Raw genomic sequence first — 14,883 nt, forward strand, 5'->3', positions numbered from 1 at the left:
AAGGTTTTGTATTTACAGCCTTAAAATTTTAGCTGAAGCAATCTGTGGACTGATAGAAACGGAATTGTCATATCCCAGCATAACCATAGTTTCCAGGAATTTTATAGCATTTGCCATGGGTTCGATAACGGTTATATTTATGTGCTCCTCTTTCAGCCTTGCATTGAGGGTATTTGCAATATAAAACATTCCAGTACATCCCAGGCAAACTGCCTTGATGCCGTAATCATCAGACATTTTTTTGCAGATAGAAAGCAGTCTGTCTATCAGGAAATCCGCCTGTTCACGAATATCGTTTACTTCTAAATCAACAGGGATAATAGAGGCGATATGGTCCAGCATACCTATTTGCTTTGCCTTTCTTTCTTCGTGAATAATTCCCGCTGTGTCGGTGGTAATAATACCAATTTTATCTGCGAGAATCAGCGCAGAATGTATTGCCGCCTGATATGGACCGATAACGGGAGTAATGGCAAGTTCTCTGCAAGCAGATACGCCCGGATCATCAAAGCAATTCACATATATGCCATCGTAGTATTTACTCAGCGTTTTTACCAGATTTACAGTTTGCCAGCCGTTGTAAATATCCTGTAAATCCGATTCAATAGAAGTGTATCCTTGCGGAATTTGTGCAAATTCGATGACCGTATCTGGATGAAGATAGGGCTGAAGATATGAAAGAATATCAGTTTTTTTGTTCTCATATTCCGCAGTCACAGGGATTAAAAATAAAAGTTTCATCAGCGCTCCTCTCAATCAATATAAATTTCATCAATATATTTTTGCATTTCGATATTTAGAATGTTTTCGATTCTCTGATATACGTCTCGGTATAAAAGACCTTTTCCAAGCAGCATATGCTCTTTTGATGCGGCAACTACTGTAATATTGCAGCCATTTTCAATTTGTGCAGTAGTCAGAATTTCTCCCGTTTGTGTATCTATCGTTGTAATCAAATCAGGGAACGTATGTAGCCTTTCCCCATTTTTATCAACGGCCATATATTCATTAAAAAAGTATAGCTGATATTTGTCGTTTTCGCTGCAAACTGTAAAAGAACCATGATCCAACGCGTTTTCAGTGCAGAGAGTGTGATTCTCTACCCTGCCCTGGCAAATTATATTTCCTTCTACTACGGAACATGCTGCTGCAATCTTTTCTTCCACTGTTTTTCCAGTTAAATATACTTCGCCCAGTCTGTATGCTAAATCATATGCTCCCGTTGCACCGGAAGTTTCAAGCCATGACGGAGCGACAGGGTTTCTTGCGACAGCTATAGCGCCGCCTGCCTTTGCTGCGGCGTTTCTGATCAGGTCAGAGGTAGTTTCTATGGAGCCGGTTAAAAGTACTTCAACATATGTATTGGTAGATTCTCTGCCACCAGCCCCAGCTTGCACCGTGATATTTTTATCACCTTTCTCAAGACCCAGAGATCCCATAATCCCAAAGGGATGTGCTCTGCCGTCACAGGCAGAATTAATGACGGGAATATTTAAGCGAGCAGCTGGAATAAAGGGCTCAAAAGAAGATGAAGCACCCATTTCGCAGGGAATAAAACCTATAATTTTTTTCTTTTCCTGAGATTGAATTAGATAAAGAATTTTTTCGTAAACGTCCTCTGAATAGTAAGCGGTATCCGATGCGGGAGAGCCAACGCCGGATATGGTAAGAATGACGCCTTCCTTTTCGCTGACTTCGGAAAGGGGAATAATCTGCACTTCTCCCAATTCCAAAGCGCGCCTTGCGGTTGAAAGACCTTCACGAATATCTCCGCCTCCGCCTCCGCCGAGAAAGAGACTTCCGATTGCAATTTTCTTAACATCTTCAAGATTTACTAACATATTAGTGGTACCTCCATGTAATAATGCAAGTACCGGAATTACACACTGCCAGTATACTGGGTTCAGAGGCGAAAGTCAACCTATATTTTTTGAAATTTCAAAAAGTCCTTGACACCAAATCGAAGCCATGATACATTAAATTTAGTTAAAATGTCAATATTCATAATGTTCTCGTTAGCAGTTTGATTTGTGAATCAAAACAAAAGGAGAAAGTTATGAATAACACAGAAAGTAAGCAGAACAATATTCTGCTTGAGGAACAAAAAGAAATTGACAGACATAAGATTACTGCAGATCAGATGCCAAAAGTAAAAGAGCCTGCAGTTTTTGTTGTTGCTATTATTGTTGCGATTCTCGGGTGTATTGTAGGACTTCAGGTACAGATTCATACAGGTACTACACCAGATACATCTATTGTCGGCGCTATTTTTGCTATTCTTATTGCGCAAATTCCTCTCAGATGGCTAAAACCTTTTAAAAACATTCACCGGCAGAATCTGGTACAGACGACGATTTCCGGTGCGACGTTTGCTTCTGCAAATTGTATGTTCTTAACTATGGGTATCCCTGTTATCATGGGATGGCCGCAGTTGATGGTTCCTATGTTAATTGGTGCAACTCTTGCCACTATTGTGGATGCAACGATTTTATACAAGTCCTTTGGATCTCCAATGTTTCCGGCTGAAGGTGCGTGGCCTCCGGGAATTGCTGTAGCCGAATCTATTTATGCTATGGCTGACAAAGGAAAACGAGCGCTTTTGCTGCTTGTAGGTTCTGCTGCCGGATGGATTGGTGCAATGATTGGAATTCCAATGGATTTAGTTGGAGTAGTATGGGTTGGAAGTTTAGTAGCGATGGGTGCTTTTGGTGTAGGTGCTTTGTTGAAAGGTATTTTATCTACGAACGAATTTTCTCTCACCTTTGCAGGTCACACCGGAACTTTTGCAACAGATATTTTCGGATCGGATTTCTCATTTGCCGACAGCGTTTCTCTTTCCTATCTTGGTCATGGCGCGATGATTGGTGCCGGAATTATTTCTTTATTGCAGTGTGCACGAATTTTATTTAAAAAAGAAGAAAATGGAACTTCTGCCGCATCCAGATTCGGAACAAGTCTCAGTGATATGAAAAACGCTTTGAGCAAAGGCTTTATTGCATATATTGTTATTGCAATCGGTCTTGCAATTGCGACAGGTCTGTACTATGAAATGGGTATAGTGAAGCTAATCGCATGGGTCATCTTTGCTGCAGTCGCAGCGTTGGTATCTGAGCTTATCGTAGGTGTTTCCACGATGCATTCAGGCTGGTTTCCGGGATTTGCTACTGCACTGCTATTTTTGATTATTGGTATGATGATTGGCTTCCCTACACTGCCGCTGGCAATTCTTGCAGGATTTACAGCTGCTACAGGTCCGGCTTTCTCTGATATGGGAAACGATTTAAAGGCAGGATGGATATTGCGTGGTAAAGGCGCAGATATGGAGCTAGAAAAAGTAGGAAGAAAACAGCAGTACTATGCAGAATTGCTCGGGTTTGGCGTTGCCTTTGTCATGGTAGCAATTTTTGCGAAGGGTTATTTCAATCAGGGTATGTTTGCGCCGATTAACTTTGTTTATCAGTCGACTATTGAAGCGGGATCTACCGTTGAAGTAATGAAGTGGCTTGCGATTTGGGCAATTCCAGGTGCACTGATTCAGCTTTTGGGCGGAAATCATCAGGCAGGAATTCTGTTTGCAACTGGTTTTTTGGTTGGATGGACTGAGGCTGGTGTTGTCATTCTGATTGCAATTTCAATCAGAGCGATTGTTATCCATAAAAATCCTGAAAGAGACAGCATTTTTGCAATCCTTGGCGCAGGTGCTCTTGTGGGATCCGCGCTTCGGGATTTCTCCACTTCCATGCTTGGATTATTTAAGAAATAGGTTGCCGCAAGGAGCTATGTCAACGCTTTCATTTTCATAATTTTGTACAGAAAATACAGCGTTTGCGTAAAGTCAAGAGAGCTCCTTCCATACGGAATCAGCTCTCTAATTTTATTTAGGCGGTAGCGTACCGTATTAACATGAATATGCAGCAGTTTTCCCGTTTTTACATGATCAAGGTCACATTCAATAAAGGCTGTCATTGTTTCAATCAAGTTGGAATGGTATTTCTTGTCATGTTCAGCAATGGGCGAATATAACTCATTAAAGTAGTCCTCAAGAAGTGGATTTGAAAGGAGTTTGACGAGCAGTTTTGATAATCCGATATCTCTGAAATACACTGTGCCGTTGATATCGTGTGCGCCGGATAAACTTGCCATAGATGCTTGTACAATCACTTCATCTACTTTCTTCAGCGGAAGCATTTCGCTGATTCCTATGACTGCATTAGGCAGCATTCTGCGAATAAACTGGATTTCATCCTCGCAGGATGAAAGATTGGTCGCCGTGCGGTAGGACCAGATAATCAACATGCCCTTTTTATAGTGGCATCCTAAGGCGAATTTGTTTTCTCTGATTTTATTCAGCAAGTATACTTCGTTGCTGATTGCTGTGATTTTGTTGGAGGAGAGGTCGGTATTGACGCAGTAAAAGGCTCTAATATAGGAATGAAAATTCTTATTGAGCAGAGGAATAATCTCTAGTTTTCTCTCTTCTTTACATTGGGAGGAAACTAGTTCATGGATTAGATTTTCATGAAGTTCAGATTCATGATAGGATAGTTTAAGCTCCATGATGGAAGAAATAATCAGTGCATATGGGGTACTTGAGTCGATAAAAATAATGGGAAGCTTGTGTGTGTTTGCTAATTCATATGCACTTTCTGGAAGCTCGTCCAAGTATTCGTCAATGATAAAAAGGGCGGAAACCTTCATGTCAATAAAATGCCGAATCACCATATTGATGTATTTCTCATTGTCCACTCCGTAAGCCATTGACGTCAAATATAGATTCTGCCCGTAATTTACTGGTGTAGACTCTGAATCTGTTTCATCATAATAGTTATCCAGCACATTAACGTACGATACGATGTTAGATAGCCCGTTCTGGCCAGCTTTCAGCTCTGCATTTGCCATGATTGGCAGGTGCAGAACATCTAATACGGTAATATCCTTCATATATGCAACCTTCCTTTTCGTCTTGATTCTGTCATAATTATACCAGAATCTCAAAAAATCGCAAATAGAATTATATGTCCATACAATAATTAATAAAGAATTTTATATGAACATACAATTCTTTTCGATTTTTCTGTTTGCTAAAATGAACATTAATACCGGAATTACACAAACAGGAAGAACGCAGATCGTATACTGCGAATTAGAACAATACCGAGTATTGACATTTTAACGACTAACTAAAAACGAATTTCAGGAGGTACATAATGGTATTCAAGCAAATGATTGAAGTATATGATATTCTTGATGACATCCATGCAAATGGTGAGAGAATGGCGAATTATTTTAAATCCATTAAACCGGATGCAGATGTTGAAGTGAAGACAATCTACGGAGATAAAGGAAAGACAGATTTGGTAAAGGTTACGATTCCAGGAACGAATGGACGGGTAAAAGGAGGAGACGCCCCTACCCTCGGCTTAATAGGACGTCTGGGGGGACTGGGCGCCAGACCGGAGAGAATCGGTTTTGTATCCGATGGAGATGGCGCGCTTACGGTGCTGACAGCAGCAGCGAAGCTATTGGATATGCAGAAAAAAGGAGATGCACTGGAGGGTGACGTCATTGCGGTTACCCACATCTGCAGCGATGCGCCTACCGAACCCCATGAACCTGTAGACTTTATGAATTCTCCTATCAGCATGAAGCAGTGCAATGATGAAGAGGTTTGTGAAGAAATGGAAGCAATTTTGACTGTCGATACCACAAAGGGAAACAGAGTCATCAATACAATGGGTTTTGCGATTTCTCCAACGGTAAAGGAGGGATATATTCTGCGAACCAGTGAAGATCTGTTGGATTTAATGGAAATGACGACGGGTCGTCTGCCAAAGGTTTTCCCTGTTACGACACAGGATATCACCCCTTATGGAAATGACCTGTATCATTTGAACAGTGTACTGCAGCCTGCTGTTTCCACAAACGCTCCTGTTGTTGGAGTTGCAATTACAACGGAAGTTCCTGTTCCGGGATGCGGAACCGGCGCAACTCACGCAGCAGACGTAGAGATGACTATAAGATTTGTCTTAGAAGCCGCCAAGGCCTATGGAAGAAAACAGTGCAGTTTTTATGACGAAGCCGAATTTAATCATTTAGTAGAACTCTACGGCTCCATGACGCAGCTGCAGACAATGGGAATGAAGTAAGATGAAGAAAATTGGTTTTATCACGATCGGTCAGTCCCCTAGAGATGATATCATGAAAGACATTCTTCCAATAATCGGAGATGATATAGAAATTTTACAGAAAGGGGCTTTGGACAACCTTTCAGAGGAAGAATTGGAGGAAATCGCACCGCAGTCTGGCGACACAGTTCTTGTTTCATCCCTTAGAGATGGGCGGTCTGTTTCCATGGCGGAAGAAAAAATTATCGTGCATCTTCAGCGGTGTATCGATGAATTGGAAGTTTGCGGTGTGAGTGGGATTATGTTCCTATGTACGGGAGATTTCAAAGATCTTCTCACTGCACATGTTCCTCTGATATATCCAAACCGTCTTTTGAGGGCGATTATCCCCGCCATATGTGATAGAAAAAGGCTTGTAGTTCTCGTTCCCGAAGAGGAACAGAAATCTGAGGCTATGGCGCAATGGGAAGGTATCGGCATGGAGACCAGCGTTTTTCCTATCTCGCCGTATACTGCTGCCGAAGAGAATTTCGCGGCGCTGGCTCTTACGTTAAAAGACATTGACTGCGACTGCATTCTGATGGACTGCATGGGATACTCCGCAGAGATGAAGGATATCCTTTGTAGCCGCAGCGGTAAAAATGTATTGCTTCCGCGTACTTTTTCTGCCGCTGTGCTGAAAGAACTGATTTAAGGAGCAAATATGAAATCACTTATAGAAATATCAAAGGACATTTTAACAGGTTGCATGGATTTAAAAAAGGAAGAGACGCTGCTTGTTATCACCGATACGTTAAAATTCGAAATCGGAAAAGCCCTATATCAGGCGGGTCTTGAACTCGGGTGCGAATCTCTTCTCATGTCCATGGAAGCTCGCTCTGTTTCCGGAGAGGAACCTCCTGAGGCTGTAGCAAATGCAATGCTGGGTGCAGATGTTATCATCTGTCCCACAGAAGAGTCTCTAACCCATACGAGTGCAAAAGTAGAGGCCGTCAAAAAAGGCGCCCGTGTAGGTACTATGCCGGGTATTACAGAGGAAATGTTTACACAGGGTGCAATTACCGCTGATTTTAAAGAAGTTGAAAAACGCACGTTGGAATTGACGCAAATGCTCACCGAGGCGAAGGAGGCTGTCATCGAAAAGGATGGTTTGGTGATGAGGCTAAATTTGCAGAATAGAGAGGGCGTCCCAAGTACTGGCGTATATAGACATCGTGGAAGTAGCGGAAACCTGCCTTCAGGAGAAGCGTATATTGCACCGAAGGAAGACGGGTGTGATGGTGAAACTCTGATTGACGGTTCGATGGTAGGTGTTGGTACTCTCGTAGAACCTCTTCACGTCACAGTGAAGGATGGCCAGCTTCAGAAAATCACAGGCACAGGTTCTGAAAAACTGGAAATCTTATTTACTAAACCGGAGAACGGCATTGTGGCTGAGCTTGGCATCGGCACAAATGAAAAAGCGCTGCTCTGTGGAAATACACTGGAAGATGAAAAAGTCTATGGAACGGTACATATCGCCTTTGGCACCAATACCTCTTTTGGCGGAAAAAATAAGGCAGACTGCCATATGGATGGCATCATCCTGAAGCCTACGCTGTATTTGGATGGCAAAAAAATCATTGCAGACGGAGAGTTTGTCTATTAAACTTTCAGCTGAGAAATCTGTTCAAAGGAAAACCTCCCGTAGGAAAGGTGTTTAAACGGGAGGTTTTTTAGTATGACATTTTGTAATTCGCTAAATAATTAGTAGAACATACCGGTCGGACCACAGGTTAAAGTGACGGTTTTTGTTACAGTCTCTACAACAATATTACCATTATAGCGTTTTCCGGTTGCAGTAGCGGTTGCTTTATTTCCGGACTTGCCACCTGTAATATCGGAGACTTTCCAGTTTGAGTCTAGAGAAGCGGCAGATGGAGTTGCAGAAGTACATCTGGCAGTACCATCTCCATAGGTAAATGTACCAGTAACTCTGACGTACCATACGGATTTGCCTGCTGAATTTTCGTAATATACGGTTTTAGATTTGGTTTCAGTGGTTCTGTCAAAAGGCTGAATGCCCAGTGTAGGTACATCTTCTATCACAGTTACGAAGCGGCTGCCGTCAGGCAGTTCTTCGATATCTACAGAAATTACATTGCTCTGTGCAAATGCAGGCTGCAATGTGAACACTAAAATCATGCTGATAATAGTGAAAAAAGTGGTGAATTTTTTCATATCTAAGTCCCCTTTCTATTCAATGACAACTCTTTCGTGAGTAATAATAGAGTTTACACTTTTTAAGTATGAATCATAAAGAAAAATAACTCTGATGGCACATGTAACGATTACTACAGTAACAGCAATAATAATCGCTCTTTTAATCGTTTTTCTCAGAGAAATCTTTTTGCAAAGCTCATGCTGGTCTAAACAGGAAATATAGTTAAAAACAACATCAGCAGGTTCCTCGAATCGCTCCAAAATTTCTTCATAGGTGCAGTTTGGATTGGATTCGATATACTCGTCGACTGATTTTCTAAGGTCGTTAATAAATATTTTCTCCTCTTTAGAATAAATAGGAAGCAGTAATTTTATTTCTTTGAAATACTGTTTGAGTGCTTTAGCCCTAATCTGCTGCATAATACTCCTCCGGCAGTTCTTTACAAGAGAGAATTCGGTCAGTGCCTATCCTGTTGTTCTCGTAATCCTCTAACAGGTCGGCAAGACGAGCTCTCCCCGAATCTTCTAAGTGATAGTATACCCGAATACGTCTCTTACCGATAGGTTTTTCAATATCGGAAATGCACCCATTATTCTTTAGTTTATAAAGGGTTGGATACAGAGAACTTTCGGTGACGATAACCTTCCCTTCGGAAAGAGTCTCAATTAGCGTAGTTAACTGATAACCGTATAAATCACTTTTGTCTAACAGGAAGAGGACAATAAGCTCCACCGTTCCCATCTTAAAATTACTTCTACCTCTGGCCATATAGTAGTCTCCTTATAACTGAAATTGTACAACAGAAGTTTTGTAGTGTCAACGTTATTAAAAAAATATATTATGAAAAACAAAATAATGTTGACAAGATTTTAGGAATCTGCTATGATATAGAAAAGTCAGAAAAATAAATCATTTGATTCGTTTGCTTCTGTCGGTATTGGGATTAGATTTAAAAAGGGGTGATGCGTATGAGGGAAGAGACTGAAAATGTGAACTAAAGCAAACAAACGATTTCAGAGGCATATACTTGTTCGACAGTTTCAATATTAATATTTGGAGAGCCATTCCGACAAGAAAATATGAAAAGTTTTTTTTGATGAATATGATTCAAAAAAGTGATGTGATCCAGTTAATAATAAATCATATATAGATGATTAGTATGATATTGTTTCAATCATATTTTATAATATATGGGATAATCTTATAATTTATATATTGGACATCGAATTATCAAGAACTAGAGGAAAAACGAAAGGATAAAATCATGAGAAGGAAATTAAAAAAATTTTTTGCATGTGTATGCGCATTTACTCTTTTAGCTACAAGTTTTTCATTTGCGGCTGAAGATCAAACAATTGAAAATGCGGTAAGTGCGTCATTACCTCAGGCAACATCCAAAACTGTCACTGATTCACATGGAAACAAATATACAGTTTCAGGATTATCTTCTATAGTTGGAAAAAAAGCAGAAACTCATACCGAATTCAAAGTATCCTATTACTTTGGAGGGAAAAAAGCTCCTGTAGATGCATATACGAAGAAATTAACCGGAGTTGGCCGGGTGTGGTTTTATGGTTCAGCATCAGATAATCAATTCACTAAGTCTGCGAATAAAACAGGAGCAAGTGGTTCCCTTATCGCAACAGATACTTATGATTTTTTGGTGAAAAGTTTAAATAGTACACATAAATTCTCATGCGAAGGAGGATCTGTAAGTTTTTATACCGAAATGTAAAGAGTAGTGGAAGATAAGCCAAAAATATTTCTAGGAGCCTCATAAATTTGAAGTGCCAGTATGGATGGTGAAGTAATCAAGATTTGGCGACTACTGCTATATGGTAGGAAAGGTTATAGGTTTGTACTAAAGTGACCTAGAAGTCCTTAGAAATGAGGACTTCTAGGTTATTCAGATTGTTATTTCAATTCAATTATCGTATGCTGAATAGCACGTATGTGAGAAGGGCGGCTTATAAGGATTACTAGATGGGAGGTATTTATGAGAAAGCAAAAGATAATCATTATATTTTTATATACAATAACTTTCTTCCTTTATTCCTGCAGTGAACCCGACAATTTGTCCGTAAAAATTTCCGAAACGCCGTCAGATATAGTTGTACAGGGTGCAAATGATTTTGGAACGTTTTCTGCAGGCGAATCAGGAATATTACACATCGAAGATAACCATTTTCTATTTTTTGATTACGAATCAAAGAAGGATTATGTGGTTTGTAGCAGGGCAAACTGCAGGCACAATGATAGTAGTTGCAGTGGTTGGTATGATGGGTATCATGGGGCTTTAGGACTTGCTGAATATGGAGGCAAACTGTATTGTTTTGTCAAGCGGCAGGAAAAAAATTTATATGAATTTATTCAGATGGATTTGGATGGAAATAATCGAAAGGTAATTGCAAAAATTGATTGTGGAGACAGTTTGCCTGGAAACTGGGAGGCAAATCTAGACTTATCATATACATATTATACAAACTATAAGGTGATTACAGTTTTGAACTGGTTATATAATCCAAAAGAAAACTCTGAAGAAATCATTCAGACCCAGCAATGCATTTCCGTGGATTTGCTGTCAGGTGAAATTATGGAAATTATGGAAAGAACAGAAGAACCTGTGCAATGCACTATTGAGGCGGTTTCAAAGGATTACAGTATAATCAAGGTGACAGGGTATGCTGAGCAGCGTTTTACAGAAGATGAATTCTTCACTCGGTATGAGCAGGGAGAATTTGCAGATTATGTTCAAATTATGAAGGCAGAGAATCCTTATGAGGCATATTGTGATTGGTATTTTGATGAAGTAACATGTTGGTATAAGTATCTGATTTTTGATATAGATAAAAAAGAAACAGATATATTGCAGATGGGAGATTTAAAAAAAGTCAAGGATGAAAATGGAAAAACAACAGCCATAAAGCCACCGTTTTATATCATAGGTGTATATAAGAATGATTTGGTGATTGAAAAGCTTGAAGAAGGGGTTATTGAGGATGAAGAGTATCCCGGTATTATTAAAGAACAAGTCTATAGGTGGGATTTGCAGAAGAATACAAAAGAAAAAATTCTTCATATAGATGATGGCTATGTTTTTGATGCCGGAGGATTAGATTGTAGCAGTATTGTTGACCATAATAAAATTCTATTTCTAAGAAGAAAGCCAAACGGAAAGGCCGTCTATTACTATTATTGTTTTGAAACAGAACAGGAAGTACAGATGTATGAGACGGTTCGGAATGTACCATATCGAATTGTAGGGGAAATGAAAAATTGTTTCATCTATTACACGGCAGATGAAACAAAGAAGTCTATGTATATGCTTGATAAAGATGATTATTATAAAGGGAATTTTGAAAAATCTATCCGCATTGAAACAATGGATGAGTATTTCTAGGGAGGATTTATGCAACTTGAGATAAAGGATTTATATAAGTGCTATGGGAAGAAAGAGGCGTTGAAAAATGTTTCTTTTTCCATGACTCCAGGAATTTACGGTCTTTTAGGACCCAATGGAGCAGGTAAATCAACATTGATTGGTATATTGACAGGAAATTTAAAAGCCGATAGGGGAACCATATATTTCAATGGAGAAAATGTGAATGAAATAGATCAAGATTATAGAAGAAAGCTTGGTTATATGCCACAACAGCAAGCATTATATCCGGCATTTCGTGTGGGAGAGTTTTTGAGTTATATGGCAGCTTTAAAGGGTATGGAAAAAAAAGAAGCCAAACGACAGATACCGGAAATTTTGAAATTAGTTGATCTCTCGGAACATATGGGAAGTAGAATAAAAACTCTTTCTGGAGGTATGAAGCAGCGACTTTTAATTGCACAGGCAATTTTAAGCAATCCGGATATCCTCATCCTAGATGAGCCGACTGCAGGACTGGATCCGAAACAAAGAATTGGGGTACGTAATCTGATTTCTCGCATTGCTGTTAATAAAATCGTTCTTATCGCTACCCATGTAGTTTCAGATGTAGAATTTATCGCAAAAGAGTTGATTCTTATGGGGGAAGGTGAAATTCTTAAGAAAGATTGTAAGGAAAAAATTTTAAGCCAATTGTATGGTCTGGTGTATGAAACTGAGCTGACGGAAACACAGTATAAGGATTTACCGGCTACATGGTGTATTGCGGGTGTTTCACAGATGGATCAAAAGATTATTGCTAGAGTGATTACAAAAAAGCCTGATTCGGTATGGAACTGTAGAGAAGTAAGACCATCGCTGGAAGATGTGTATCTCTATTATTTTGGAGGATTTTGAGAGTGGGGAATCTGATAAAATTTGAATGGAAAAAACTCTTCCAATGGAGATTTCTTTTTATTTTTCTACCACTGATTTTTATTTTAAATGGAATATTAGTTTTAGAACAGATTACAGGTGACTTTGAAAAAAAAGAAACTTTCCAGGAAGATAGTTGGACAGAAAATAGAAGTGAAAATAAAAATGAGTCTTATGAAGCATTTCTCTTAAGCATTGAATTGCAAGCAGAAGATATGCAGAATACTGCTATTTTTAATACAAGTTACTTCAATAGAAAAAACTTGGAAAAAACTAAAAACGCATATAGTCGGCTTCACGGAATTGAGTTGGAACCTGATTATCCGACAGGATTACGTTATGTGACGGATTATCGTATGACAGATTGTCTTCTTCTCTTTTCTGTTTTAGCACTGTTGATTCAGCTTATGCTACAGGAAAGAGCAGAAGGGCTATTGCATTTGCTTAAGCCTACTCTAAATGGAAAGGGCAGACTGATTTTTGCTAAGTATGTGACATTTGTTTTAGGAGCACTGATTCTTACTATTTTGTTTTACGGTACAAATTATTTTCTAGCTGCGGTAATAAATTCACTAGGGAATGGAGATGCGGCAATTCAATCTTTAGAGGGATATTTTGCAAGTCCTTTTGCAATCAATATCCGGACATATTTTTGGTTGTTCCTTTTGTGTAAATGGCTTGCTGTTACTGCAACCAACAGTGTATTTTTCCTTTTTTGTATTTATTGCCGTAATCATGTTTATGCTATATTGTGCAGTATTTTAACCCTTAGTGTAGAACTGTTGCTTTGGCTAACCGTAAAAGACTATGCATGGCTCAGTCCTGTTAAGCATTTTAATTTAGCGGCCATTTTAGATACTTCACATTTTTTTAATGATTATACGAATTTTAACTTTTTAGGAATACCGGTTTCTGCTGTAATGGCGGGACTGGTTACAAGTATTTTGTCAATTATAATTTCTTTGACTTGGTCAATAAAACTGTTTATATCAGAAGCTTCTTCAGAAGCAAAAAAGAGTAGATGGTTGAAAAAATTTCAAATGAAAGCATGTGGAACTAGAGTTTCTGTAAATTTGTTTAGCATGGAATGTAAAAAAATGTTATTTATGCAGAAGGGGTTGTTTCTTCTCTTAGCGCTACTCGTTATACAGGCATTATTTTATTATGAAAATCATTTTTTCTCTGACCAAGAAGAAGCCTACTACCAAAGATATTCGCAGGTTCTAGCAGGAGAATTATCAAAGGAGAAAGCTGATTGGATAGAACGGGAGGAAGAATGTTTCAGGAGTTTAGATGAAGAACTTGAAAAGCAATATCAGCGATATCAGCAAGGTCTAATTAGTGCTACTGTATTGGACTATTACATTAAGAAGTTGACACCCAGACAGGCGGAACAAATTGGGTTTGATAGAGCGAAAACTCAGTACCAATATGTGGAAGAACAGAGGAAAAATGGATTAAATGTGGCCTATCTGTATGATACCGGATGGAATAAATTGTTAGGTTCGGAAGGAAGGCGAGAAGAACTCCTCGACTTTGCAAAGCTTTTTTTGATAATGATTTTGGCATTGTCATCTCTTGGAACTATAGAAAAAACGTCTTCTGTAGAACTCTTGATTTTACCGTCTGCAAAGGGAATTAAAGGCAGCAATCGCATAAAAACCATTTTGTGTACAATGTATTCTCTTGTTGCTGCAGCAATTACTTTTGTATGGAGACCGATGCAGATTTTAAATTACTATGAAATGTCTGGAAGCCAGTACAGTGTGCAAAGTTTGCTTCTTTTCTCTCAAATAAAATGGCAGATGTCGTTGGGAGTTTATGTAACTTTCATCTATTTGTTAAAAGGTGTGATAGCTATTTTGGTCGGGCAGTTCCTGTTTTACTTATCTAGGAAATGCACACATGACAGTACCGTATTGTTTTTAAGCAGTCTGCTTCTTGTAGTGCCTGTTGTAGCAGTGTGGTTTTATTTGGGATTATGACGTTGACTTATTTAAAGAGAGAGATAATTGGAAGATTAAATCAGTAGAATCTGCATAGATTGAAAACCCAGATGATAAAAACCAAGTTATATTGAGTTCTATGAACTTTTGAATTCGGGGCGCAAGAAAGCTGGAGTATGTGGTGCATGGCGACCTATATGATAAAGCTGATATAGAAGTTGAATTCAAAAAAGTAAGTGGAGGAGAAGCTAAAACAATTCATATTACACCGGGAGAGGAGCTTTTGCTAGAGAGCTTAGGATTCTTGGAATTGCA

At 39.0% G+C, this 14,883-nt stretch carries 14 protein-coding genes; 8 read left to right on the forward strand and 6 right to left on the reverse strand.

Annotation, left to right across the window (positions count from 1 at the left end; all coding sequences use genetic code 11):
• Window positions 1-12: 12 nt before the first annotated feature.
• Window positions 13-741: an aspartate/glutamate racemase family protein gene (locus NFR88_RS05440; protein WP_160201014.1), complete on the reverse strand. Its 729-nt coding sequence runs from the start codon at window positions 739-741 to the stop codon at window positions 13-15.
• A gap of 11 nt (window positions 742-752) precedes the next feature.
• Window positions 753-1,841: an S-methyl thiohydantoin desulfurase domain-containing protein gene (locus NFR88_RS05445; protein ID WP_160201015.1), complete on the reverse strand. Its 1,089-nt coding sequence runs from the start codon at window positions 1,839-1,841 to the stop codon at window positions 753-755.
• 215 nt (window positions 1,842-2,056) lie between these two features.
• On the opposite strand from NFR88_RS05445, the gene NFR88_RS05450 reads away from it, so the two are divergent.
• Window positions 2,057-3,763, forward strand: coding sequence for an OPT/YSL family transporter (locus NFR88_RS05450; protein WP_251614044.1), 1,707 nt, complete (start codon window positions 2,057-2,059; stop codon window positions 3,761-3,763).
• A gap of 14 nt (window positions 3,764-3,777) precedes the next feature.
• Here the strand turns inward: NFR88_RS05450 and NFR88_RS05455 are convergent, their stop codons facing one another.
• Entirely contained in the window at window positions 3,778-4,941 is a 1,164-nt protein-coding gene (locus NFR88_RS05455) for a PucR family transcriptional regulator (RefSeq protein ID WP_251614047.1), read from the reverse strand.
• A 266-nt stretch (window positions 4,942-5,207) separates the two neighbouring features.
• On the opposite strand from NFR88_RS05455, the gene NFR88_RS05460 reads away from it, so the two are divergent.
• Genes NFR88_RS05460 through NFR88_RS05470 form a run of 3 tightly spaced genes read left to right on the forward strand, consistent with a single transcriptional unit; the run spans window position 5,208 to window position 7,773 of the window.
• Window positions 5,208-6,146 carry a DUF1177 domain-containing protein gene (locus NFR88_RS05460; RefSeq protein WP_251614050.1) on the forward strand — a complete coding sequence of 313 codons (939 nt, stop codon included), beginning with the start codon at window positions 5,208-5,210 and terminating at the stop codon, window positions 6,144-6,146.
• A gap of 1 nt (window position 6,147) precedes the next feature.
• Window positions 6,148-6,819, forward strand: coding sequence for an AroM family protein (locus NFR88_RS05465; RefSeq protein WP_251614053.1), 672 nt, complete (start codon window positions 6,148-6,150; stop codon window positions 6,817-6,819).
• Between the two features lie 9 nt (window positions 6,820-6,828).
• The gene (locus tag NFR88_RS05470; RefSeq protein WP_251614056.1) at window positions 6,829-7,773 is read left to right on the forward strand and encodes an aminopeptidase; all 945 of its coding nucleotides are present in this window, start codon (window positions 6,829-6,831) and stop codon (window positions 7,771-7,773) included.
• 98 nt (window positions 7,774-7,871) lie between these two features.
• Here the strand turns inward: NFR88_RS05470 and NFR88_RS05475 are convergent, their stop codons facing one another.
• From NFR88_RS05475 to NFR88_RS05485, 3 genes are read right to left on the reverse strand one after another with little or no spacing between them, the layout of a single operon-like run.
• Window positions 7,872-8,345, reverse strand: coding sequence for a hypothetical protein (locus tag NFR88_RS05475; RefSeq protein WP_251614059.1), 474 nt, complete (start codon window positions 8,343-8,345; stop codon window positions 7,872-7,874).
• Window positions 8,346-8,360: 15 nt separating this feature from the next.
• Window positions 8,361-8,747 carry a DUF6120 family protein gene (locus NFR88_RS05480; protein ID WP_251614062.1) on the reverse strand — a complete coding sequence of 129 codons (387 nt, stop codon included), beginning with the start codon at window positions 8,745-8,747 and terminating at the stop codon, window positions 8,361-8,363.
• On the reverse strand, window positions 8,734-9,096 hold the full coding sequence (locus NFR88_RS05485) for a PadR family transcriptional regulator (RefSeq protein ID WP_251614065.1): 363 nt from the start codon (window positions 9,094-9,096) through the stop codon (window positions 8,734-8,736). The genes NFR88_RS05480 and NFR88_RS05485 overlap by 14 nt, the downstream gene beginning before the upstream one ends.
• A gap of 496 nt (window positions 9,097-9,592) precedes the next feature.
• On the opposite strand from NFR88_RS05485, the gene NFR88_RS05490 reads away from it, so the two are divergent.
• The 4 genes from NFR88_RS05490 (at window position 9,593) to NFR88_RS05505 (ending at window position 14,607) form a co-directional block, all read left to right on the forward strand.
• Window positions 9,593-10,063, forward strand: a complete 471-nt coding sequence (locus tag NFR88_RS05490; RefSeq protein ID WP_160201023.1) for a hypothetical protein — start codon at window positions 9,593-9,595, stop codon at window positions 10,061-10,063.
• 261 nt (window positions 10,064-10,324) lie between these two features.
• Window positions 10,325-11,728, forward strand: coding sequence for a hypothetical protein (locus NFR88_RS05495; protein ID WP_251614067.1), 1,404 nt, complete (start codon window positions 10,325-10,327; stop codon window positions 11,726-11,728).
• Between the two features lie 9 nt (window positions 11,729-11,737).
• Entirely contained in the window at window positions 11,738-12,604 is an 867-nt protein-coding gene (locus NFR88_RS05500) for an ABC transporter ATP-binding protein (RefSeq protein WP_251614069.1), read from the forward strand.
• 2 nt (window positions 12,605-12,606) lie between these two features.
• Window positions 12,607-14,607, forward strand: a complete 2,001-nt coding sequence (locus NFR88_RS05505; protein WP_251614071.1) for a hypothetical protein — start codon at window positions 12,607-12,609, stop codon at window positions 14,605-14,607.
• Window positions 14,608-14,883: the final 276 nt, after the last annotated feature.

Origin of the sequence: Senimuribacter intestinalis, assembly GCF_943192965.1 — a bacterium.
GTDB classification, from domain to species: Bacteria; Bacillota; Clostridia; order Peptostreptococcales; family Anaerovoracaceae; genus Senimuribacter; species Senimuribacter intestinalis.